24 protein-coding genes are annotated in these 21,397 nt (G+C 63.2%); 7 read left to right on the forward strand and 17 right to left on the reverse strand.

The genetic code is table 11. The features are described from left to right. Positions 1 to 166: 166 nt before the first annotated feature. The 5 genes from otnI to ltnD all read right to left on the reverse strand — a co-directional run bounded on the left by otnI (position 167) and on the right by ltnD (position 5,480). On the reverse strand, positions 167 to 964 hold the full coding sequence (otnI, locus tag GGI48_RS00900) for a 2-oxo-tetronate isomerase (protein ID WP_179596347.1): 798 nt from the start codon (positions 962 to 964) through the stop codon (positions 167 to 169). Between the two features lie 21 nt (positions 965 to 985). Further along, positions 986 to 2,449, reverse strand: coding sequence for an SLC13 family permease (locus tag GGI48_RS00905; RefSeq protein ID WP_047304773.1), 1,464 nt, complete (start codon positions 2,447 to 2,449; stop codon positions 986 to 988). A 187-nt stretch (positions 2,450 to 2,636) separates the two neighbouring features. Further along, positions 2,637 to 3,275, reverse strand: coding sequence for an aldolase (locus tag GGI48_RS00910; protein WP_016963080.1), 639 nt, complete (start codon positions 3,273 to 3,275; stop codon positions 2,637 to 2,639). Continuing rightward, the gene (gene otnK, locus GGI48_RS00915; RefSeq protein WP_047304774.1) at positions 3,272 to 4,564 is read right to left on the reverse strand and encodes a 3-oxo-tetronate kinase; all 1,293 of its coding nucleotides are present in this window, start codon (positions 4,562 to 4,564) and stop codon (positions 3,272 to 3,274) included. Before otnK ends, GGI48_RS00910 begins: the two co-directional genes overlap by 4 nt. Before the next feature lie 10 nt (positions 4,565 to 4,574). Further along, positions 4,575 to 5,480, reverse strand: coding sequence for an L-threonate dehydrogenase (gene ltnD / locus GGI48_RS00920; RefSeq protein WP_179596349.1), 906 nt, complete (start codon positions 5,478 to 5,480; stop codon positions 4,575 to 4,577). Positions 5,481 to 6,038: 558 nt separating this feature from the next. On the opposite strand from ltnD, the gene GGI48_RS00925 reads away from it, so the two are divergent. The 7 genes from GGI48_RS00925 (at position 6,039) to GGI48_RS00955 (ending at position 13,361) form a co-directional block, all read left to right on the forward strand. Beyond that, positions 6,039 to 6,389, forward strand: a complete 351-nt coding sequence (locus tag GGI48_RS00925; RefSeq protein WP_047304776.1) for a hypothetical protein — start codon at positions 6,039 to 6,041, stop codon at positions 6,387 to 6,389. Between the two features lie 407 nt (positions 6,390 to 6,796). Then, the gene (locus GGI48_RS00930) at positions 6,797 to 7,084 is read left to right on the forward strand and encodes a hypothetical protein (RefSeq protein WP_016965230.1); all 288 of its coding nucleotides are present in this window, start codon (positions 6,797 to 6,799) and stop codon (positions 7,082 to 7,084) included. A 285-nt stretch (positions 7,085 to 7,369) separates the two neighbouring features. Next, positions 7,370 to 10,081, forward strand: a complete 2,712-nt coding sequence (gene mgtA / locus GGI48_RS00935) for a magnesium-translocating P-type ATPase (RefSeq protein WP_179596351.1) — start codon at positions 7,370 to 7,372, stop codon at positions 10,079 to 10,081. Positions 10,082 to 10,219: 138 nt separating this feature from the next. Further along, complete coding sequence (locus GGI48_RS00940) at positions 10,220 to 10,420, forward strand: hypothetical protein (protein WP_179596353.1); 201 nt, start codon at positions 10,220 to 10,222, stop codon at positions 10,418 to 10,420. A gap of 27 nt (positions 10,421 to 10,447) precedes the next feature. Continuing rightward, positions 10,448 to 12,163 (forward strand): Na/Pi cotransporter family protein, encoded by a 1,716-nt coding sequence (locus GGI48_RS00945; RefSeq protein WP_260620593.1) that lies wholly within the window; start codon positions 10,448 to 10,450, stop codon positions 12,161 to 12,163. Continuing rightward, on the forward strand, positions 12,151 to 12,501 hold the full coding sequence (locus GGI48_RS00950; RefSeq protein WP_016965226.1) for a DUF2493 domain-containing protein: 351 nt from the start codon (positions 12,151 to 12,153) through the stop codon (positions 12,499 to 12,501). Before GGI48_RS00945 ends, GGI48_RS00950 begins: the two co-directional genes overlap by 13 nt. Positions 12,502 to 12,575: 74 nt before the next feature. Next, positions 12,576 to 13,361 (forward strand): hypothetical protein, encoded by a 786-nt coding sequence (locus tag GGI48_RS00955; protein WP_179596355.1) that lies wholly within the window; start codon positions 12,576 to 12,578, stop codon positions 13,359 to 13,361. A 185-nt stretch (positions 13,362 to 13,546) separates the two neighbouring features. Here GGI48_RS00955 and GGI48_RS00960 read toward each other — a convergent pair whose 3' ends face one another. The 12 genes from GGI48_RS00960 to GGI48_RS01015 are packed head-to-tail and all read right to left on the reverse strand — an operon-like array spanning position 13,547 to position 21,352. After that, positions 13,547 to 13,909 (reverse strand): Mor transcription activator family protein, encoded by a 363-nt coding sequence (locus GGI48_RS00960; RefSeq protein WP_179596357.1) that lies wholly within the window; start codon positions 13,907 to 13,909, stop codon positions 13,547 to 13,549. Further along, on the reverse strand, positions 13,906 to 14,364 hold the full coding sequence (locus GGI48_RS00965; RefSeq protein WP_260620594.1) for a gp16 family protein: 459 nt from the start codon (positions 14,362 to 14,364) through the stop codon (positions 13,906 to 13,908). Before GGI48_RS00965 ends, GGI48_RS00960 begins: the two co-directional genes overlap by 4 nt. After that, positions 14,355 to 14,573, reverse strand: a complete 219-nt coding sequence (locus tag GGI48_RS00970) for a hypothetical protein (RefSeq protein WP_179596359.1) — start codon at positions 14,571 to 14,573, stop codon at positions 14,355 to 14,357. Before GGI48_RS00970 ends, GGI48_RS00965 begins: the two co-directional genes overlap by 10 nt. 1 nt (position 14,574) lies before the next feature. Beyond that, positions 14,575 to 15,264: a DUF2786 domain-containing protein gene (locus GGI48_RS00975; protein ID WP_179596361.1), complete on the reverse strand. Its 690-nt coding sequence runs from the start codon at positions 15,262 to 15,264 to the stop codon at positions 14,575 to 14,577. Position 15,265: 1 nt separating this feature from the next. Next, positions 15,266 to 15,883, reverse strand: a complete 618-nt coding sequence (locus GGI48_RS00980) for a DUF3164 family protein (protein WP_179596363.1) — start codon at positions 15,881 to 15,883, stop codon at positions 15,266 to 15,268. Continuing rightward, the gene (locus tag GGI48_RS00985; RefSeq protein ID WP_179596364.1) at positions 15,876 to 16,358 is read right to left on the reverse strand and encodes a hypothetical protein; all 483 of its coding nucleotides are present in this window, start codon (positions 16,356 to 16,358) and stop codon (positions 15,876 to 15,878) included. Before GGI48_RS00985 ends, GGI48_RS00980 begins: the two co-directional genes overlap by 8 nt. Then, a complete protein-coding gene (locus tag GGI48_RS00990) occupies positions 16,355 to 16,672 on the reverse strand; it encodes a hypothetical protein (protein ID WP_179596366.1) in 318 nt (105 codons plus the stop codon). Before GGI48_RS00990 ends, GGI48_RS00985 begins: the two co-directional genes overlap by 4 nt. A gap of 1 nt (position 16,673) precedes the next feature. Further along, complete coding sequence (locus GGI48_RS00995; protein WP_179596368.1) at positions 16,674 to 17,855, reverse strand: ExeA family protein; 1,182 nt, start codon at positions 17,853 to 17,855, stop codon at positions 16,674 to 16,676. Next, complete coding sequence (locus GGI48_RS01000; protein WP_179596370.1) at positions 17,855 to 19,630, reverse strand: DDE-type integrase/transposase/recombinase; 1,776 nt, start codon at positions 19,628 to 19,630, stop codon at positions 17,855 to 17,857. The genes GGI48_RS00995 and GGI48_RS01000 overlap by 1 nt, the downstream gene beginning before the upstream one ends. A 3-nt stretch (positions 19,631 to 19,633) precedes the next feature. Further along, positions 19,634 to 20,563: a hypothetical protein gene (locus GGI48_RS01005; RefSeq protein ID WP_179596372.1), complete on the reverse strand. Its 930-nt coding sequence runs from the start codon at positions 20,561 to 20,563 to the stop codon at positions 19,634 to 19,636. A gap of 10 nt (positions 20,564 to 20,573) precedes the next feature. Then, positions 20,574 to 20,876 carry a helix-turn-helix domain-containing protein gene (locus GGI48_RS01010; protein WP_068589130.1) on the reverse strand — a complete coding sequence of 101 codons (303 nt, stop codon included), beginning with the start codon at positions 20,874 to 20,876 and terminating at the stop codon, positions 20,574 to 20,576. Then, a complete protein-coding gene (locus tag GGI48_RS01015; protein WP_179596374.1) occupies positions 20,873 to 21,352 on the reverse strand; it encodes a hypothetical protein in 480 nt (159 codons plus the stop codon). The genes GGI48_RS01010 and GGI48_RS01015 overlap by 4 nt, the downstream gene beginning before the upstream one ends. Positions 21,353 to 21,397 lie beyond the last annotated feature (45 nt).

Here is a 21,397-nt window from a genome sequence, read left to right on the forward strand (position 1 = left end):
GCCTTCGGCAGCGGCTACATAAAGCGCTGCGCAAGGCACCGCAGGGGCCTCGGCGATCGGGGAATCGCTGAGAGCCTGCGGCTCGTTCGCAGCCTTCGGCAGCGGCTACATAAAGCGCTGCGCGACGTTCCCCAGATAACTTTTCCTGCGCAACCTGCAGTAGCGGCTACACCGCCGAGCCTTGGCGCGCCTGCCAGTCGCGCAGCCATTGCAGGCCGGCGGAGGTGTCGCCGCGAGGGCGGTATTCGCAACCGACCCAGCCGTCATAGCCGAGCTCGTCCAGCAGTTGGAACAGGTAGGAATAATTCAGCTCGCCAAGATCCGGCTCGTGACGATCCGGCACCCCGGCGATCTGGATATGGCCGATGCCCGCCAGGTCGCGGCGCAGTTTGACCGCCAGGTCGCCTTCGACGATCTGGCAGTGGTAGCAGTCGAATTGCACCTTGAGGTTGGCCGCGCCGACTTCCTTGCAAATCGCCTGGGCCTGATCCTGGCGGTTGAGGAAGAAGCCCGGCATGTCCCGGGTGTTGATCGGCTCCAGCAGCACCGTGACCCCGACCTTGGCCGCCTGGGTCGCGGCGTGGGCCAGGTTCTCCAGGTACACGGCGTGATGGCGGGCCCGATCATCTTCCGACGGCAACAGGCCGGCCATCACGTGGATCCGCGAATTGCCCAGCACCGCGGCATATTCCAGGGCCTTGTCGAAACCCTGGCGGAACTCCTGCTCGCGCCCGGGCAGGGAGACGATGCCGCGCTCCCCCGCCGCCCAGTCACCGGGCGGTGCGTTGAACAGGGCCTGCTGCAGGCCGTGATCGTCCAGGCGCTGTTTGAGCACCTGAGGGCTGTAGTCGTAGGGAAACAGATACTCCACGGCCGTGAAGCCGTCCGCCGCAGCGGCGGCGAAACGCTCAAGAAAGTCATGTTCCGGGTAGAGCATGCTGAGGTTGGCAGCAAAACGAGGCATGGGAACTCCTGGGGCAAAGGGTCAGACAAACGGCCAGATCAGCAGGGTAATACAGAACCCCAAGGTGCCGAGCAAAGTGGTAATCACGGTCCAGGTACGCAGGCCATCGGCGACGTTGAGCCCGGCCAGCTTGGTGAAGATCCAGTACCCGGCGTCGTTGATATGGGACATGGCCAGCCCGCCACCGCCCATGGCCAGGCACAGCAGGGCCATGTGGTTGGGACTCAGGTTGAGGGTGGCGATCAGCGGCGCGATGATCCCGGCAGTGGTCACCAGGGCCACGGTGGTCGAGCCCTGCACCGCGCGCAGCAGCATGGTCAGCAAGAAGCCCAGGGCCAGGACCGGCAGGCCGGTGGTGCGCAGCAGGTCGGAGACTACCGCGCCAATCCCGGTGTCCACCAGGACCTTGCCGAACACCCCGCCGGCACCAGCGATCAGGATCACCATGGCCACCCCGGGCAAGGCCGAGCCGATCACATCGGAGACCTGGCTGCGGCTCCAGCCACGGCGCGAGCCCAGCAGCCAGGCACACAGCAAGGTGTCCAGCAGCAACGCCACCAGCGGCGCGCCGAGCACGGTCAAGACCCCGCGCAGGGTGGATTCCACCGGCAGCAAGGAGGTGGCCAGGGTGCCCAGCAGGATCAGCACGATGGGCAGCAGGATCAGGCTGACGATCAGGCCGAACCCCGGTGGCGGCGCTGGCGGCAGTTTCGCCGCCAGGCTACCGGTGGATTCCTCCAGGCCCATGTGGGCCACGGCGGCCATTGCCTGGGGGCTGGCCGGTTGTTCGGCGCCGTTGTTCCAGGCCGCCAGGTCTTCGTTGGTGACGTGAGGACCGTAGACTTCAGCGCGGATATCGTCGGTCATCGGGTAGTTGCGCCGGGTCATGCGCCCGGCCACGCGGTAGCCGACATAGCACAGCAGCGCGGTCAGCGGCAGGCCGAACATCAGCACCCGGCCCAGGTCCGCCCCCAGTTGGCTGGCCGCCGCCACCGCGCCCGGATGGGGCGGCAGGAAGGCGTGCACGGTGAGCAGCGCGGCGCACATCGGCAAGGCGAACACCAGCAGCGGCTTGCGCGCGCTGCGGGCCACGCCGTAGGCCAGGGGCATGAGGATGATCACCCCGACCTCGAAGAACACCGGCACGCCGATGATGAACCCGGCCATGGTCAGGGCCAGGGGCGTGCGGCGGTTGCCGAAGCGTTCGATCAGGGTCTTGGCCAGGGCCTCGGCGCCGCCAGAGAGCTCGATGATGCGGCCGATCATGGCGCCCAGGGCGATGATGATGGCGATGTGGCCCAGGGTCTTGCCCATACCGCCTTCGATGGTGGCCACCAGCTCCGCCGGTTTCACCCCGGCCACCAGGGCCACCAGGATGCTCACCAGCATCAGCGCGACAAAGGGCTGGAACTTGTACTTGAGCACCAGGAACAGCAACAGGGCGATGCCGGCCCCGGCGGTGATCATCAGAATCAGCGGGCTCATTGGGCAAGCCCCCCACACAGTGGCTGGCAGGTGTGGCAGGTGACGCTGGAACCCGTAAAGCAAATGCAGTCATTCATCTCGGGAAGTCCTGTTGTTATTGTTTTTTACCGGCAAGCCGCTGCCCACGGGAGTCCTGTCAGGGCTCCCGGGGAGGGGCTTGCATCAAGCGTTGGCAGTGGTGTTGCGGTTACCAGGCGGCGCCGAAAGCGTCCCGCAGTTCGTCCAGCGCGGCCTGGTCCAGAGGTGCCGGGCGCGGCTGGGTGAGCAGCCACAGGCGCGCGGTTTCCTCCAGTTCCTCCAGGGCGTAGCTGGCCTTGGACACGCTGCTTTCCCAGACCACCGGGCCCAGGCGTTCAAGCATCACCCCACGTACCCGGTTGGCCAGTTGCGCCACCTGCTCGGCGACCTTGGGCGAACCCGGACGCTGGTAGCCGATCAGCGGGATGTGCCCGACCTTCATCACCTGGTACGGGGTCAGCGGCGGCAGGATGTCGTCGTCGCGCCAGACCCCGGCCAGGGTCAGGGCCACCAGGTGAGTGGAATGGGTGTGCACCACCCCGCCCACCCCCGGATTGCGGTCATACACCTGACGATGCAGGGCCAGGGTCTTGGACGGCTTGTCGCCGCTGACCCACTCCCCCGCCAGGTTGACCTTGGCGATGGCCGCCGGATCCAGGCGCCCGAGGCAGACGTCGGTGGGGGTGATCAGCCAGCCATCGTCGAGCCGCGCGCTGATGTTGCCGGCGCTGCCCACGGTGTAGCCGCGTTGATAGAGGCTGCGGCCAACGTCGCAGATTTCTTCGCGCAGGGCGTTTTCCCGGCTCATGGCTGACCTCCGGCCAGTTGGCCCAGGGCCTTGCTGAAAAAGTCGCGACCGCCGAAGTTGCCGGATTTCAGCGCCAGGGCCAGGGGCTCGCCGCCGCTGCTGACCGTGGCCGGCACCCCGGGATCGATCTGCGCGCCGATCTGCAACAGGCGCACGCCCAGGGCCTTGACCACCGCCCCCGAGGTTTCGCCGCCAGCCACCACAAAGCGCCGCACACCGTTGTCCCGCAGGCCGCGGGCGATCTCGCCCAGGGCGTTCTCCACCAGGGCCCCGGCGCGCTCGACGCCCAATTGGCGCTGCACCGCCTTGACCTGCTCCGGGGTGCTGGTGGCGTAGATCAGCACGGTGTCTTGCTGGGCCTGAACAAAGGCCAGGGCCTGGGCCACCACCGGCTCCCCCGCCGCCAGGGCCAGGGGATCGATGCGCAGGGCTGGACGCTCGGCTTCCAGCCAGGCGTCCACCTGGGCATTGGTGGCCGCCGAGGCGCTGCCGGCCAGCACCACTTCGCCACCGGCCACCGACGGCAGGCTCGCGGCATCCAGGTCCCGCAACTTGCCGGCGCGGCGGAAATTCTCCGGCAGGCCCAGGGCCAACCCGGAACCGCCGGTCAACAACGGCAGGTCGGCGCAGGCGGCGCCAAGGGTATAGAGGTCGGCATCGGACAGCGCATCGGCAATCGCCATGGCGACGCCCTTTTGCCGCAGCTCGGCGATCTTCGCCCGCACCGCGTCCACGCCCTGGGCCACGCTGTCGTAGCGCAGCAGGCCCACCGGCAGCGTGGTCTGCGCCTGCAGCACGCGCACCAGGTTGGCGTCGGTCATCGGCGTCAGCGGGTGATGCTGCATGCCCGACTCGTTGAGCAACTGGTCCTGGACAAACAGGTGGCCACGGAAAATCGTCCGGCCGTTCTCCGGAAACGCCGGGCAGGCCAGGGTGAAGTCGCTGCCCAGGGCCTTGAGCAGCGCCTCGCTGACCTGACCGATATTGCCCGCCGCGGTGGAGTCGAAGGTCGAGCAGTACTTGAAGAAGATCTGTTCGCAGCCTTGCTCGCGCAGCCATTGCAGGGCCGCCAGGGATTCGGCCACGGCCTCGCCCACCGGGGTGGTGCGGGACTTCAGGGCGATCACCACGGCGTCGGCATCCAGGCCGGCGGCCACTTCGGCGCTGGGAATGCCAATGCTCTGCACGGTGCGCATGCCGCCGCGCACCAGCATGTTGGCCAGGTCGGTGGCACCGGTGAAGTCATCGGCGATGCAGCCCAGCAACGGGCGTGGATTGGAAGTGCTCATAAAAGACTCCTCAAACGGCATCGGGCTTGGCCACGGGCAGCTCGATGCCCGGGAAGATCTTGATCACCGCCGAGTCGTCCTCGCGACCGAAACCGGCGCTGGAGGCCTGCATGAACATCTGGTGCGCGGTGGCCGACAGCGGCAGCGGGAATTTGCTGGCGCGGGCGGTATCCAGCACCAGGCCCAGGTCCTTGACGAAGATGTCCACCGCGGACAACGGCGTGTAGTCGGCCTTGAGGATATGCGGCACGCGGTTCTCGAACATCCAGGAATTGCCGGCGCTGTGGGTGATCACCTCGTACAGGGCATCGGCATCCACCCCTTCGCGCAGGCCCAGGGCCATGGCTTCGGCGGAGGCGGCAATGTGCACCCCGGCCAGCAACTGATTGATGATCTTGACCTTGGAGCCCAGGCCATGGGCATCCCCCAGGCGATAGACCTTGCCGGCCATGCCCGCGAGGATCGCCACGGCCTTGGCGTAAGCGGCGGCCGGGCCGGAAGTCATCATGGTCATCTCGCCGGCGGCGGCCTTGGCCGCGCCCCCGGAGATCGGCGCATCCAGATAGAGCAGGCCCTGGGCCTCAAGGCGCTGGCCCAAGTCCACGGCGTAGGTCGGGGCCACGGTGGCGCAACCGATCACCAGGCTGCCGGGGCGCAGTGCCGCCACCGCCCCGCCCTCACCGAACAGCACGCTCTCGGTCTGCTCGGCGTTGACCACCACGCTGATGATCACTTCGCACTGCTCTGCCAACTGCGCGGCCGAGGCGCAGGCCACGCCGCCTTCGGCGGCAAACTGCTCGGTGACCGCCGCGCGCACGTCACAGGCGTGCACCTTGAAGCCGCTGCGCAGCAACGAGCGGGCGATGCCCAGGCCCATGGCGCCAAGACCGATGACACCGACATTGTTGTTATTCATGGGGGACTCCAGAGAGGGACCGCAAGCGTGCCGCGCCGCACGGGCGCCGGCCGCAAACCGGACAGGACAGGGAAACCCGGACAGACGGTCCGGCACATGCACAAGGTTGAGTGGCAACAGGCGCGGCCAGCGCAGCCGCGGACCACGGGCGCAGGGCCCCTGGGGCAGACGCGGGAGAAGGCAGGAGTGAATCGATCATCGTGGCCATCCTGTTGCTGTTGTTATCAGGTTGAACGTTGGCTGTGACCGATCATCCACTAATGAACGGATTATGTGAAGATATTTTTCAATCTAACATTTTTTAACATCACCATTTCCTGCCCCCCGCCCCGACTCTCGTGGTCGCCGCTGGTCGGAACGACGCGGTCCGGGCGCCGCGGACTGCTACAACCATTCACAGCCCTGATCTGGATCAGCATTGAGCGCAAGATCCTGGCCGAGGCTCAGGACAGGTGATGGCGGACTGGCGGTAGCGCCCTTCATCGCAACCCCGTTGACGCTCCCCGTGACCAGGGGCTCAATGGCCCACTCGTTATGCTTGGACAAGGATGATTCAACATGGCAAAGATCGAAGTTCTATCGGGCGATTTTCTGCAAGGCGCCGGCGAGTACCGGCACGGCACCTTCAGGCTCAAGACGGTATTCAACAGCGCCGGTGTCGAGGTCAAGGCGTCGGCCTTCAAAAGCCTGGAGATCGCCACTGAAGGCCCCGTCGCCAACAAGGACGCCTTCGGTTATGGCGTGGCCGGCGCCATGCTGCTGGGGCCGGTCGGCGCGATTGCCGGTTACCTGATGGCGGGGACGGAAAACGAGGTGACCTTCATCGGCACCCTCAAGGATGGCCGGCAACTGATGGCCGCCACCGACAGCAACACTTACAAGGACATCTCCCGGCACGTGCTGAATTGATCTTCGGCAAAGTTGTATCAAGTGCTCATGACATCCGGTCGCTGTCATGAGCACTTTTTCATTACCCCTCGTTATATATGCCGGTCTATTGCACTACCCAACTTAGTCGCTTAGCTGAACCTCAGCTGAAACTTCATCGCCGAATACTCTTTCAAGACAATTTAACCTTGACTCCCGGGACCCTCCTGAGTACATTGCGCGGGCCGGGCAAACCGGCCTTTTTTCAACTCACTAAAGAAGCCAATGGACACAGTATCTAGACGCTGTCTGGTCACTGCCGCTGCGCAGCGCCAGGCACCCCTGAACAATGACGGGACTCGACTCCGCGGTCGGGTGAGCTGCGCTAGGGCTTGACGCTCCAACGTAACTTGCCTCCCCGGAACCAGTCCGGTCACGAGGCACGAGTTATGCACTTCACATCTTCTGTAATGCCCGGCGTACGCGCCTTCGCTGCAACCATGCGGGTCCGGCTGTGCCGTGAGCCCAAGGCACTGGCGCGCTCCCCCTTCTCCTCTGTTTCGCCCACACCCGCCACCGCCCTGCGGGCCAATTGGCGCGTCTGCCCGATGACCGGCCAGCTGCAGCAACGCTGGAGCCTGGACGACAGCCAGGAGCCGCAGAGTCGGGGCGCGGCCCTGCTGCGGCAGGCCGGACTGATCTTCGGCCTGTACCTCGGGGCGCGCACTTACCCATAAATCAACGGTCGCTTTCCGTTGTTTGCACACAAACTTCTTACTTGGAAGTTTGACGGCATCTTATTGCCTTCTCGTTAATAAAACTTGCTGGAGAAAGTTATGGAAGAGGCCAGTAGTAGGTTCGCTGTCCATTCAACTTCATTGTTTGGGCAGCGAACGTTAAAACCTGAAAAACGCCAAGATCCTAATCGATCGCCAACCTGCGATTCGACATACTTTCGCTCGTCTTTAATTAGTTGAGTGGTCGCTGTGTCGTGCCGCAGTCAGGCGGCAGGAGCACACGCAATGACTGCAAAAACCACAACTTCCCGCAACACCAGCGCCACCCGCGACAGCCAAAAACTGTCGATGCGCGCCGCCCGCGAAGCCCAGAACGGCCTGGCCGTGACCCTGGCCAACGTCAACTCCAGCACCGCCGGCCTGACTGAACTGGACGCCGAAGGCCGCCTGCAACGGGATGGCCACAACGAAGTCGCCCATGACCGTCCGCCCCACGCCCTGGTGCAATTGCTGCAAGCCTTCAACAACCCCTTCATCTATGTGCTGATGACCCTGACCGGTATCAGTTTCTTCACCGACTTCTGGCTGCCGCTGCAAGCCGGCGAAGAAACTGATCTGACCGGCGTGATCATCGTCCTGGTGATGGTGCTGGCCAGCGGCCTGATGCGCTTCTGGCAGGAACACCGCTCGGCCAAGGCCGCCGAGGCACTCAAGGCCATGGTCCGCACCACCGCGGCAGTGCTGCGCCGCGAGCAGATGGGCATGCAGGCCCGGGTTCGCGAAGTGCCGATGCGCGAACTGGTGGTGGGCGACATCATCCAGCTGTCCGCCGGCGACATGATCCCGGCGGACATCCGCCTGATCGAATCCCGTGACCTGTTCATCAGCCAGGCGGTGCTCACCGGCGAAGCCTTGCCGGTGGAGAAATACGACACCCTGGGCGCCGTGCAGGAAAAATCCGCCCAGGCCCTGGCCGCCGACCAGCAAGACCTGCTGGACCTGCCGAACATCTGCTTCATGGGCACCAATGTGGTCAGCGGCACCGCCACCGCGGTGGTGGTGGCCACCGGCGGGCGCACCTACTTCGGCTCCCTGGCCCGTTCCATCGTCGGCTCGCGCTCGCAGACCGCCTTCGACCGTGGGGTCAACAGCGTCAGCTGGCTGCTGATCCGCTTCATGCTGGTGATGGTGCCCATCGTCCTGCTGATCAACGGCTTCACCAAGGGCGACTGGGCCGATGCCTTCATGTTCGCCCTGGCGGTGGCGGTCGGCCTGACCCCGGAAATGCTGCCGATGATCGTCAGCGCCAACCTGGCCAAGGGCGCCGCGGCCATGGCCAAGCGCAAGGTGGTGGTCAAGCGCCTCAACGCGATCCAGAACTTCGGCGCCATGGACGTGCTGTGCACCGACAAGACCGGCACCCTGACCCAGGACCGGATCATCCTCGAACACCACGTCGACATCAGCGGCAGCCGCTGCGACGCGGTGCTGCAACTGGCCTGGCTCAACAGCCACCACCAGAGCGGCATGAAGAACCTGATGGACCGCGCCGTGGTCAGCTTCGCCGAGGGCAACCCGCACTTCACCCCGCCGGCCGCCTGGCGCAAGGTCGATGAGCTGCCCTTCGACTTCGTCCGTCGGCGCCTGTCGGTGATCCTCGCCGATGCCCGCGGCGATCACCTGTTGGTGTGCAAGGGCGCGGTGGAAGAGATGCTGGAAACCGCCACCCGGGTACGCCAGGACGGCATTGCCGTGAGCCTCGACGCCGAGCGCCGCGCCGCCCTGCTGCAACTGGCCGAGGACTACAACCGCGACGGCTTCCGCGTGCTGCTGGTGGGCACCCGGGACCTGCCCAAGGACCAGACCCGCAGCCAGTACAGCGCCAGCGATGAGCGCGAGCTGGTGATCGAAGGCTTCCTGACCTTCCTCGATCCACCCAAGGAAACCGCCGGCCCGGCCATCGCCGCCCTGCGCGACAACGGCGTGACAGTCAAGGTGCTGACCGGCGACAACCCCATCGTCACCGCGAAGATCTGCCGCGAAGTCGGCCTGGAAGCGGGCGAGCCACTGCTGGGCCGCGACATCGAACACATGGACGATCAAGTGCTCGGGCGCCTGGTGGAAGAGCGCACGGTGTTTGCCAAGCTCACGCCCCTGCAGAAGTCCCGGGTGCTCAAGGCCCTGCAGGCCAACGGCCACACCGTGGGCTTTCTCGGCGACGGCATCAACGACGCCCCGGCCCTGCGCGATGCCGACGTCGGCATCTCGGTGGACAGCGGCACCGACATCGCCAAGGAATCGGCGGACATCATCCTCCTGGAAAAGAGCCTGATGGTGCTGGAGGAAGGGGTGATCAAGGGTCGCGAAACCTTCGGCAACATCATGAAGTACCTGAACATGACCGCCAGCTCCAACTTCGGCAACGTGTTCTCGGTGCTGGTGGCCAGTGCCTTCATCCCCTTCCTGCCGATGCTGGCGATCCACCTGCTGCTGCAGAACCTGATGTACGACTTCTCCCAGCTGGCCCTGCCGTGGGACAAGATGGACAAGGAATACCTGGCCAAGCCGCGCAAGTGGGACGCCAACAACATCGGGCGCTTCATGCTGTGGATCGGGCCGACCTCGTCGATCTTCGACATCACCACCTTCGCCCTGATGTGGTACGTGTTCGCCGCCAACAGCGTGGAAATGGCCGCCCTGTTCCAGTCCGGCTGGTTCATCGAAGGCCTGCTCTCGCAGACCCTGGTGGTGCACATGCTGCGCACCCGCAAGATCCCGTTCATCCAGAGCACCGCCGCGCTGCCGGTGATGCTGGCCACGGGACTGGTGATGGCGCTGGGGATCTACGTGCCCTTCTCGCCCCTGGGCAGCATGGTCGGCCTGGTGCCGCTGCCGTGGGAATACTTCCCGTGGCTGGTGGGCACCCTGCTCGCCTACTGCGTGGTCGCCCAGACCATGAAGACCCTGTACATCCGCCGCTTCAAGCAGTGGTTCTAAAGGCCTGGTTCTAAGGGCGTGAGCCCGGCGCGGCCGCCCTCGGACGGCCGCGCCCGATACACCTAACCAACGATGCCACCGTCGGCGCGGCCAGCGCCCCGCCGACGGCGACGCTGTTCGCCCGCAAGGAGCATCGCCATGTATCTCAAGCCTTTTTCCATGCTGCAACGCGGCCTCCAGGCCCTGCTGGTCTGCTGCCTCTGCACCTGCGCCCGCCTGCTCACCCGGGTGAGCATCCGGCTGTATGTGCGCGGCCTGCTGAGCGCCGTTGAAATTCGTTTTCTGCTGGGTTTCAGCGCCGCCCTCACCCGCGCCTCGCTGCGCCTGGCGATCGCCTGAACCTGTCACAGTCCCGGGAGAATACTCATGTCGGGCACCACTCTTCTGATCAACCTGGCCGGGGCCATCGCCCTGCTGCTGTGGGGCTCGCAGATGATCTGCGGATCACTCCTGCGCGGCTTCGGCAGCCCGCTGCGGCACTGGCTCGGGCAACACCTGAACAACCGCTGGCTGGCGCTGCTGTGTGGCGTCGGCATCACCGGCGTGCTGCAAAGCAGCACCGCGGTGAGCCTGATGGCCAGCTCCTTTACCGCCGCCGGCACCCTGGGCCTGGCCCCAGCGCTGGCGGTGATGCTGGGGGCCAACATCGGCTCGACCCTGGTGGTCCAGCTGCTCAGCCTCGACCTCTCGCTGCTGGCGCCGGTGCTGTTGCTGGCGGGCTTCCTGACCTTGCGCCTGCGCGACGACTCACGCTTTGAAAGCATCGGCTGCGCGCTGATCGGCCTGGGCCTGATGCTCCTGGCCCTGGGCCTGCTCGGCGCCACCCTGGGCGCGGTGGAAAGCACCCCGGTGTTCCGGCTGGTGATGACCAGCCTCGACGGCGACCTGCTGCTGGCCCTGCTGGTGGCGGTGCTGCTGACCTGGATGTGCCACTCCAGCGTCGCGGTGGTGCTGCTGATCGCCTCCCTGGCCGGCACCGGCCTGCTGTCGCCGGCCACCAGCATGGCCCTGGTGCTCGGGGTCAACCTCGGCGCCAGCCTGCCGTCGCTGCTCAGCGCCAGCGGCAACGTGGCCCGGCGCCTGCCCCTGGGCAACCTGCTGGCGCGCCTGCTCGGGGTGGCCCTGGTGCTGCCGTGGATTCCCACCCTGGCTCGCCTGGACGCGGTGCAGGCCCTGGCGCCGGAGTTGCTGGTGGTCTATCTGCACAGCGCCTTCAGCCTGATCCTGGCCCTGCTGCTGATCGGCTTCACCGAGCCCCTGGGCAAGCTGCTGACCCGGCTGCTGCCGGCCCCCGCCCCGGTCACCGACCCGGGCATGCCGCTGTACCTGGACCAGGCCGGCCTGGAAGTGGCCAATATCGGCCTGGCCAACGCCGCCCGCGAAGCCCTGCGCATGGCCGACATGCTTTCGAGCATGCTCGATCGAGTGCTGCAGTTGTTTCGCACCTCCAATATCGCCCACGCCGATCAGGTGCGGCACATCGACCAGTCCCTGGACCTGCTCAGCGCGGCGATCCGCGCCTACCTGGCGGACGTCGGCAAGGAAGGCATCAGCGACCAGGACGCCGACCGCTCCCAGGAGATCCTGCTGCTGGTGATCAACCTGGAGCACGCCGGCGACATCCTCGCCACCAGCCTGGCGCAACTGGCGGTGCGCCGCCTGCGCCGCGGCGAAGCCTTCTCCGAGTTCGAGCTGGGCACCCTGTACCCGCTGCACCAGGAGTTGCTGGACAGCCTGAGCCTGGCCATTACCGTGTTCCTGCGCGAAGACCTGCCCACCGCCCACCAGTTGCTGGCGCGCAAGGAAAACGTGCGGCGCCTGGAAGCCGCCGCCGGCCGCGAGCACTTTCGCCAACTGCGCGAAGACCAGAGCGCCTGGGCCGAATCCGGGGACATCTTCCAGCGCCTGCTGCGCGACTACCGCCGGGTCCACCACCACATCGCCGCCCTGGCCTACCCGGCCCTGGAGCGCGCTGGCGAACGCGACATCGAGCACGGCTACCTCAACGAACCCCTGGCCGACACGCCGAGCACCGAGCACCCGGCGACCGGAGCCAAGGAGGACGCAACATGCGCGTCCTGATCTGCGCCGGCCGCTACTACGCCGACAGCCGCCTGTGCCGCCGGGTCCTGGAAGCCTTCCAGCGCCTGCACGAAGTGCGGGTGGTGATCCACGGCGGCAGCCAGTTTCTCGGTGCCCACATCGAGGACTGGGCCCGGGAAACCGGGGCCCACATCGTCCGCTACCCGCCCAACTGGCAACTGCACGGCAAACACGCCGAGCGCCTGCGCAACAGCTTCATGCTGGCCGACAGCCGCCCGGACATCGTCCTCGCCCTGCCCGGCGGGGAAGACACCGAAGAGCTGCTGGCCCAGGCCCGGGTCCGCGGCATCCAGACCCTGTCGGTGGACGAGCAGTAAACACCCCACGCAGCACCCACCCGCGCCGGCTCCGCAACCAAGCGGTCCGGCGCCCCAACAGACCGAGATCCGCCATGTCCAAGCACCGCCCACATCGCTCCTCGCGTTGCGCTTCCTGGGGCCACAGCCTGCCTGCCGCGAAAAGCCGCATGCTCAAACGCAACCTGCTGTTCCTCGCCCTCACCGCCGGCGCCACCGCGACCCTGGCCCTGTGCTCCAAGGCCCAGGCCGCCGGCGGCGCCTATGTAGTGGATGACGGCGCGATCAACGCCCCTGGGGAATGCAATGTCGATGTCTGGTACCAGAGCACCCGGCATCAAGGCTCCAGCCACAACAGCGTGATCGCCCCGGCCTGCACCTTCAGCCAACTGCCCTGGGTGCAACTGGGCGCCGCCGTGCAGCGCCAGCAGGCTGACGGCCAGGGCGAAACCCAGCTCAGCCCGCAGCTCAAGATCGCCTTGCTGGACCGCGAAGACCTGGGCCTGCAACTGGCCCTGGCCGGCTCCGCCCACTGGGCCCTGAACCGCCACCACAGCTTCGACGGCGGCGACCTCGCCCTGCCCCTGACCTTCAGCCCGGCCCAGAGCCTGCGGCTGAACCTCAATGCCGGCTGGACCCACGCCTATGACGAAGGAGAACAGAACCACCGCTGGACCTGGGGCAGCGGTGTCGAATACGACCTGATACCGAGCCTGACCCTGATTGCCGAGCGCTACGGCCAGCGCGGCGGCGAACAGGGCTGGCAAGCCGGCCCGCGCCTGCACGTAGGGCAGCACCTGGACCTGGACCTGATCGTTGGCCAGCACCTGAGCGAAGACCGCGACCGCTGGCTGACCACCGGCGCGACCCTGCGCTTCTGAGTGTTTAGGACTGAGATAAATACAGGGGTAGGTGTGAGGTAAACCCGAGACATTCCGGGATTCGATGGTACAGGGTGGTATGGGGTTTGTAATTGAGTTGCAGCTGGTGCAATTTGATTGAGCCCCGATCATCACCTGGTGACCGGGGGTGTAGATGGGGAGTTGGTGCTGTTTTCCGTTGGCGCCTACTCCCCTTCATATGATGCAAACAGGTCGCCCTGATCGCGGGCGACCACTGCCAACCGCATCCGTTTAACGACCTTGTAGACAAACGCCAGTGAGAGATTGTGTTTCCTGGCGATCTCTCGATGGTTACGGCCTGTCCACTCCTCAAAAATCTGCTGATGCAGCTTCGACGCTTGTACGTGGATGCCTTTGGGCATGTACAGCTGTTGGCCACCCCAGATCGCCGCCATCTGCATAGCCACCTCATTGCCGTGTGCTTCGGCAAGTTCAGGGCTGATGTTCAGCGTCTCTTTTGCAGACTGCGCTACATGGTCGGCAAGTGTTTGGAGAAGCTCGCCCGCCGTACTGCTCGGCTCTTTCATATGCCCCCCTTATTCGTCACTCGATGCTGCCATTGCTTCAGGTTCTCGATCACCCGGCTCGCCTGGGCGACGTTGAGCCACTGCAGTGCAGACACCTTGGTCATGCTTTTCACGAAGTTGGCCAGAGCCTCCTCGGACGGATCGCGAACCTCGCCCAGGTCGTGCAGCTCCAGCCATAGCGACCGGATCTTCCTGGACTGCTCATCATTGGCCCGTGGCCGCGTTCCTGCCTTGTTTGGACGTGGCTTAAAGCCCCGCTGCTTGAGCTGTTCCAAAACCCTCTGCAGGTTTGGAACACTCAAGTCGGCGGTCGATGTCGCGCCGTCCAATCCGGTCATTCCAGACAACATCAGCCGATAGGTCTCGTCATCCATGCGCATCTCGCGCCGTGCAACATGGATCAGCTTGATTAATCGCAGGCGGTCCGGGTTGGAAGGCGCGGCGTTCATGCCCATCCCCCGCGCTCCATCAGGTCAATGGCGGCCTGTTGTGGATCTTCGACATCACCGTAGGACAGTTCACGAATGAAGTCTTCCAGTTCACTCCTGTCATCGATAGCATTCCCCGTCGACCATGCCGCAACGCGAAGCCCGCCAATCTCTCGTGGAATATCGTTGCCCATACCCTCCACAACGAGGGTGTCATAGCTCTCTTTTACGCTCATGTCAGCCACCCACCGTCAAACGTGCCAATGGTCGATGACTCACCGCGTGGTGCAGCTGAGCCGACCGGCCAGCCTGGTATCCGGCGTCTCCGGCCACTTCGTCTCGGGCCTTGAGTTTGCGGCGTTTCATCTTGGCTTGGCCGAGGTTCGGATACTTCTTGGTCATGTAGGCCTGGATCGCCTCAGCGATGCTGTCTTCGACCCCTGCGAACTGTTCTACCTTGGCTGAGACTGCGTCGATCCAGCCATGGGCGAATGCATCGCCCCGGGCAACCTTGGTGGCGCGTTTACAGCGCTTCTGTGTAGCGAGAAAATCACGGCGCCCCTTCTGCAACTGACGCTCCAGTACCTGGTATGCATAACCTGCCAACTCGGGCACGGCTCCACAGCCGATGAAGATGAACGACGCGCTTTCAAACCAGGGCGTACTAATAATGAAATGGGCGCCAAAGGCCTCAGCGCAGACGTGGGCTAAGCGCACCCGCCAGGCCGGTGGGTCGCTTTCTGAACCTGCCGCCACCTTCGCCTCTCCAGCCATGCTGGCGAGCACGTCTCCCATCTCCAGGTGGTAGGCCTCCATCAACTTATGAGCCTGCCGCAGGGCGATCTCCGCTTCATTGGGGTTGGAACCCTTGCCCTTTGCCATCTCCAAGCACTTCTTGATCTTGTCGAGAATACGATCCTGGTCCATCTCACACCCCCGCCAAAGTCAGGTTGATAGGCAAGTACTGATCGGTATTGCCCTGGCGTTTATAGACCCGGATGTACACGGCAGTGCCGTTGACCTGGATGGAGTCTTTCAGCGCCTGCATGGCTCTTTTCCAGTCGGGATCGTCGATCTCTACACGCAACAAACTGAGCACGTCCTTGACCATCAGTTGCCCCTGGCGGTTGGCCCTGAATGCGCGGTCAACCAGCACCCGCAGATGGCTGTTGGCGCCCTCGGACCAGGCGCTAATGCATTGGTTGATCAGCTCTTTGGCGGCGAGGATTTCCTCGGTAAAGACAACCTTGTCAGCATAGGCCCGCTCGATCTTGAACTCGCCGTCGTAGGTGGTGATGGAGACGTTGCCCTTCTGACCGCCAAGCGTTACACCGTAGCGCTCTGAGGAAACGGCCACCAGATCGGCAACATCGGCCAATGCCTTTTTCTTGAAGCGAGCCAAAGCTGCGCTGAGCTGCTCAGCTTCAGTACCGAGATCACGTGCGACACAATCACGGAGCTTGTCGTGTTCGCGCACTTGGTCAACCGGAACCAGGTGGCCAATGGCATTGCGAACGAAGCCCGCAGGAATGGCGATATCAGTCATGAGACTCTTCCTTTATATGTGCCAGAAGCTGTTGCGCAGCCTCAATACTTGCATCGCCAGCACTCTGGTAGCTTTGCACCTGGACGATGACGCGCTCAGTCCCAGCAGTCTTGTCATACACCGTGACCATCCAGCCAGAGACGCGGTTGTAGCCAATCTCCAGCCACAGGAATGGCTTGACCGATAGCGCGGACTCGAAGGCAACCAGCAAGTCAGCAAGGTGAATGACATGCTCGCTGGACTGTGCCTGCAGGTGCAGCAACACCTGGTCCAGATGCTGCACTGCCTCTAGCGGTCGACCTTCAGCGATAGAGGTCCGGGTAGATGTGAGGGCTGCTGAAGCACCAAGCGGCGTCTGGAGATGCTCCAGCAGCACGCGGACATGCTTCATGGCTTCCCCCCAAAACATGGTGGGTTGTTCATGGTTGACGGCGTCACCCATGGCCGCGATTGCGTTTGCGAGAGGCTGATTCATTGGTCCTGCTCCTTCACCAAGGTGTACCAGGCGATATCAACGCCCCGCACGGTTACTGTGTTGCAGGTGAACCGCCCCGCAGGCGAATAACGAATGCCTCGCAGCTCATGCCCAAACCGCCGCGAGAACAGATCGACACTGGATGGCTCGATGAAGATCTTGTTGTCAGCCAGCACCAGGTGCTTGATCACAACACCCACCTCGCGAAATTCGCGGGTCAACTCGTTGAACGCCGACAGCTTCACCGGGAACTCCTCCGCCAAGATGCTGGGTGTCTGTGCAGGTTGAACATCGACCAGATACAGAGCGGCCATCTCACACCCCCTTCACGACATCAGCTGTGATCACTGGCACACCCAACTGGGCAGCCAGATTCATCGCAGCGATGACCAAGTTGCCAATGGCCAGTGGATACAGCAGCGAAACCGTCTCATCGCGGCCACTGCGTCGGCTCGGCTGGGACAGGCGTTCAGCAATCGCCTGGATGCCGCTGGCGTCAATGACCTCTTCAAGCGCCTTGCCTGCGCGGTCGAAGCGGAATTTCAGGAACTCTTCCAGGCGAGCCCCTTCAATGGGCGTCAACGTCACGCGCTCGCAGCGCTGTACGACCTCACGCACATCGGCGTTGCGCTCGCTGAGTTTCACGTCCAGCTCGGGTTGGCCGATCATGATGATGCTGACCAGCTTGGTGAAACCGACTTCCAGCTCAAGAATGCGCTTGAGGTGCTTCAGCGTCGGGATCGGCAGGCTGTGGGCTTCCTCGATCACCAGACAGTGGCGGTAACCGGCTGCATGGGACTCCTTCAGAGCCTTGTGCAACTGAGCGAAACGCGCCTCGGGGCTGCTTTTGGGCTTGGCCAGGGGCGACACCGCCGCCATCATCGACTCGGCGATATGAGTACTTTTCAGGGACTTGCCCTTGGTGTCGTTGTCTTCGGACGCCAAAACATAGGGCTCGATGATGATCACCGGGTCACCGCTGTCGGCTATGCGGTTTACCAGGTCACGGCGAAGCGTGCTTTTACCAGCCCCCGACTCACCCACGACAGCGAGGAAGCCACCGTGCCGCGCTGTCTGATACATGATCTCGCGGACATAGCGAATATCAGGGCTGACCCACATGTCCTGGGCGCACTGCAGCTCATCAAATGGGTCACGGAAAAGGCCAAAGGCTTTACGGGTACTTGGCTGTAAGGTCTGTTTTGGCAGTAACATAGGTTCGTCCTCCCCGGACGGCTCTTTCACTAGGGCCGGATCTGCCGTGTTGGCGCACGGCAGATCCACTTCTTCAAAGGCGTTGGCGATATCGGCATCGTTGGCGCCGGACTCGGTCAGGAATACGCGGATGCGCCCCTGTAGTTCTTCGCAGTCCAGGCTGCGAGGCCACTGACCATGGTTCAGCAACTGGGCGACTGTCGCGTCACTGAGTTTCAGCGATTCGGCCAAGGCCGACTGAGGTCTACCGATTCCTTGTAAAACGTGCTTGAGCTTCAACATCACTCACCTCCAACCGCAGCCAGCACCAGGCTGAGCGGCTTGCGCATGACCTCAACAGGTCGTTTCAGCTCCGCCTCAATGGCGTCGAGCTGCTCTTGGGGAACTCCTTCCGGGTATTGCTGCTGCAGCCGACTGAAACTGTCAGCCGACCAAAGATTGCCTAGGCGTGGGCGCAGTAGCTTTGCCGCTTCAACATGACTGAGCGGCGCCAGCTCGATAGTCGGAGCATTGACGTTGAGCGACGTGCCGCGACGTGGCATGTAGGACGGCAGCACCGTGTCATTGACGTGCTTGTGAGGGTCGATCAAACCACCGAACGGAACGGCCTTGGCCTTGCGTGCGGTTTCAGCGTCGGCCTGATTGGTTGTGCCGGTGGCGATCTGCTCCAGGACCTTGCGCGAGAGCTGGGCCGGAGTTTCCGCGTGGCTTTTGTACTGCTCGCCGATGGTCGCCGAGGTCGCCGCAAAACCAAATTGGTCGATCTCGATCCGTTCGATCACGTGGTACTGCTCACGGCCATCCTCACCCACCAGCACAGCGATGGCGGTATCCGTGTCACGCCAGCAGTTGCGGGTGATCAGCAGCTTTTCACCCACCATCACACCCGGTACTGAACTGACATCGAATTGAGCGCCGCGAAACGAAACCCGCAATAGGTTGCTGACCTTCCGGTACTCCGGGGTACTGACGGCCAACTCACGGCAGACCTCAATGCTGGGTGCCAGGCGCAGTTGCTCCTGCTTGATCAACTGCCAAACGCCGTACCGCGTGCGGCGGGTCCGAGTGTGAATCGCGGTCGCGTTGTAGTAACGCATCCACTTTCCGGCCCAGGTATTGATCTGTTCCAGGCTGTTCGCTGCCTGAAACTTCAACGCACTCTCAAACTCACGTTCAACAATGTTGTGCGCCTGTTCGACCTGACCCTTTGCCCGCGCATTGCCGACCTGGTTGATGATCAGTTCGATGGACATGGCGCGGCACAGGTTGCGGAAAATGCCGCTGGTCATGGCCGCACCCGGGTCGGTCATTAGCATCCATGGCACGCCGTGGAATGGGTCCGCCTCGTGACGCTTTTGCATCGCGTTGATCAACACATTGCACAGGTTCTCTGCGGATTCCGCCCCCAGGACATACTCCAGATACAAGGTGCCGCTGGTGTGGTCCGTGATCACGTAGCGCCACAGGCGCTGGCGTTCGATCTTCTTCAAGTTGCCGGGTTTGCCGTCATAGAACTCGGCCTTGTTCATCACCTGGGCGCCGCTGTCGGCAAGGTAGAACTGCGTCGAGATTGAGGCGTCCACCTGCCAAACGTGGTTGGGGTGATTGCTGGCCAACGACACTGCGGGAGCATCCTGCAGCAGTTGGTCTGGGTGCAGTTTGTAGCCCTGCAGGGCGCGGCTGATGGCGCCGCTGGTCAGCGGGCGAAACAGTCCAGTCGCCTCGTCGACCCGTCCGGCCAGGATCAACCCGTTGCTTCTCAGGCGTTCAACAGCGCGCTCAATCGTAGACAGCTGCTTGTTGTTGGCTCGGATCGACTCCAGCAGCATTGCCGAGATCAACCGGGCCTCATTCAGTGGCAAGGCACTGTTGCCTGCATCACTGCGACGTTTACGCGGCTTTGCCACTCGAACCTCCTTCAGCTTGCGCTGAAGCGTTTGGATGGAAACACCCAGCTCGGCGGCGCCTGCCTTATAGATTGCAGTGCGCTGACCGTGCGGAGCGCTCTCTGCACGCTGGGCGATCTGTGCCAGTTGCTGGGTCTGTACCGGATTCATGGATTAAGCCTCGGCCTGACTCATCCAGGCCGGGGCGCCCCCTTGCTGGTCGTGCAGGTGAAACTCGCTACGCAGGGTGGCCAGGGTGGTTTCAAGTTGAAGGATCAGGTCCGCCTGATACGCTCGGTGATCTACGCCGTGTTCATTGCCGTGCTCAGCCATCTTGGAGAAACCTTCGCGCAACTCGCCCAGGATCTTGGCCTCGACCTCAAATTGCAGTGCGACGATCTCAGTGCGCAGCTCTTTGATGACGTCATCCGGGGTGGCGGTCTGAATGCGTTTACGGTGCTTCTCCAGCTCCTGCTTGGTGCTGTCCAGCTCTTTGGTTTTCTTCGCCATGACTTCGCTTTGCGCTTCGTAGTCAGCGTTGGTTTCGTCCAGGCGCTTGCTCAGCTCTTCTTTTTCCCTGGCATGCTTGGCGATGATCTCTTCGGCGAGATCAACGAAGGCATCCTTGTCACCGGTCTTGGCAACTTCGATCAGAGCCGATTTCTGGTCCTCAGGAAGGCGGCGGTATTGGCGCATTTCGCGGTAGCCGATGCCCATACGGGACATCGAATCGAGTGCCTCTTCACCGAATGTGCGGAGGTTGGCAATGTCCTGGTTCGCCTTTTCGTCTGACACTCCCAGAACGCCGCAGAACTCCTCCCATGTACCTGAAAAAACCAAACCGTTTGGCATGGATTTTCCTTGAAGTGCTCTGTAGAGCTTGTTTTCCTTGACGTAGGCGAGTTTGGAAGCCCAAACGGTTTGGGAAAACTTGCCAAAGGCATCTGCCATTTGGGCTTGGCCAAGCAGCTGGTTTACGAGGTCTCGATCATCACCGTGTGAGGTCAAAGCTGAAGCCATCGAGTTTTGAGTCGCGGTCAGCATTTCACCGTCCAGAGCAGGCAGCTCAACAACGTCGGTAACTGGGGATTTGGTACGTGCCATGGTCTTCTCCTTAATTCATCGATCCAGCGGCGATACGCTGATTGATTTCCTGCATGCGGTTGGTCAAGCGGGCCATGTGCTCGGCATGAGCCTGGGCGATCTGCAGCACCCCCACGGAGTGAGCGAACCGACCATTGTCGAGCTTCACCGCCAAGCCTTCTTCGATCAGGGTTTGCATGGCACGAGTAATGTTGCTCGGGCTGTCCTGGGTAAGTTGGGCCAGATCGTTGTTGCTAAGGCCGGTCACGGTGTGGCCCTTCAAAGCCTTGAGGACTCGCAACACACGTGCAGCGGCTGAGACGGTGCGGCTCATGGCTGCCCCTCCAGTTCAAGTTGTGGGTGTTGGGTTTGGCTGACATTGCCTCGGTGCCAGGCAAGCCCTTCCATTGCCGCCTGTATGGACGCAAGCGCTTCGTCGGCTTCGCAGGCTTTGGCGTAGAAAGCGAGCAACCGTCCAGTTGCAGTGGTGAGAAGTTCCTGTAAAGCCTGCGTGTCCTGGGCGGTGCAGTTCCGGCCTGTGGGTACATCAATGGTCAACCGACCTGCACTGGCGGCAATCCAGCGAGTGACGTAGTCGCAGCCGCAAGCTCGCTCATAGGGACGAATCAAGTTGGCCGGCATGCGGCCTGTCTGCAGCCACTTGTAAACCGACCAGTGATCAGTAACGCCCATCTCGTCGGCGATACGCTCGACACCCTTGTTGTGGTTGTCCTTGGCGAAGTCCTTGCACAGCTCCAGTGCATGGCGCAACGAGGTCGGTTGAATGCTCTTCCAGCGACGGCGGCTCATTGGAAAGACCTTTCTGAAAGGCATTCCAAACAATCTGAACTTTTG

This window comes from Pseudomonas protegens, assembly GCF_013407925.2.
Taxonomy (GTDB): Bacteria; Pseudomonadota; Gammaproteobacteria; order Pseudomonadales; family Pseudomonadaceae; genus Aquipseudomonas; species Aquipseudomonas fluorescens_AP.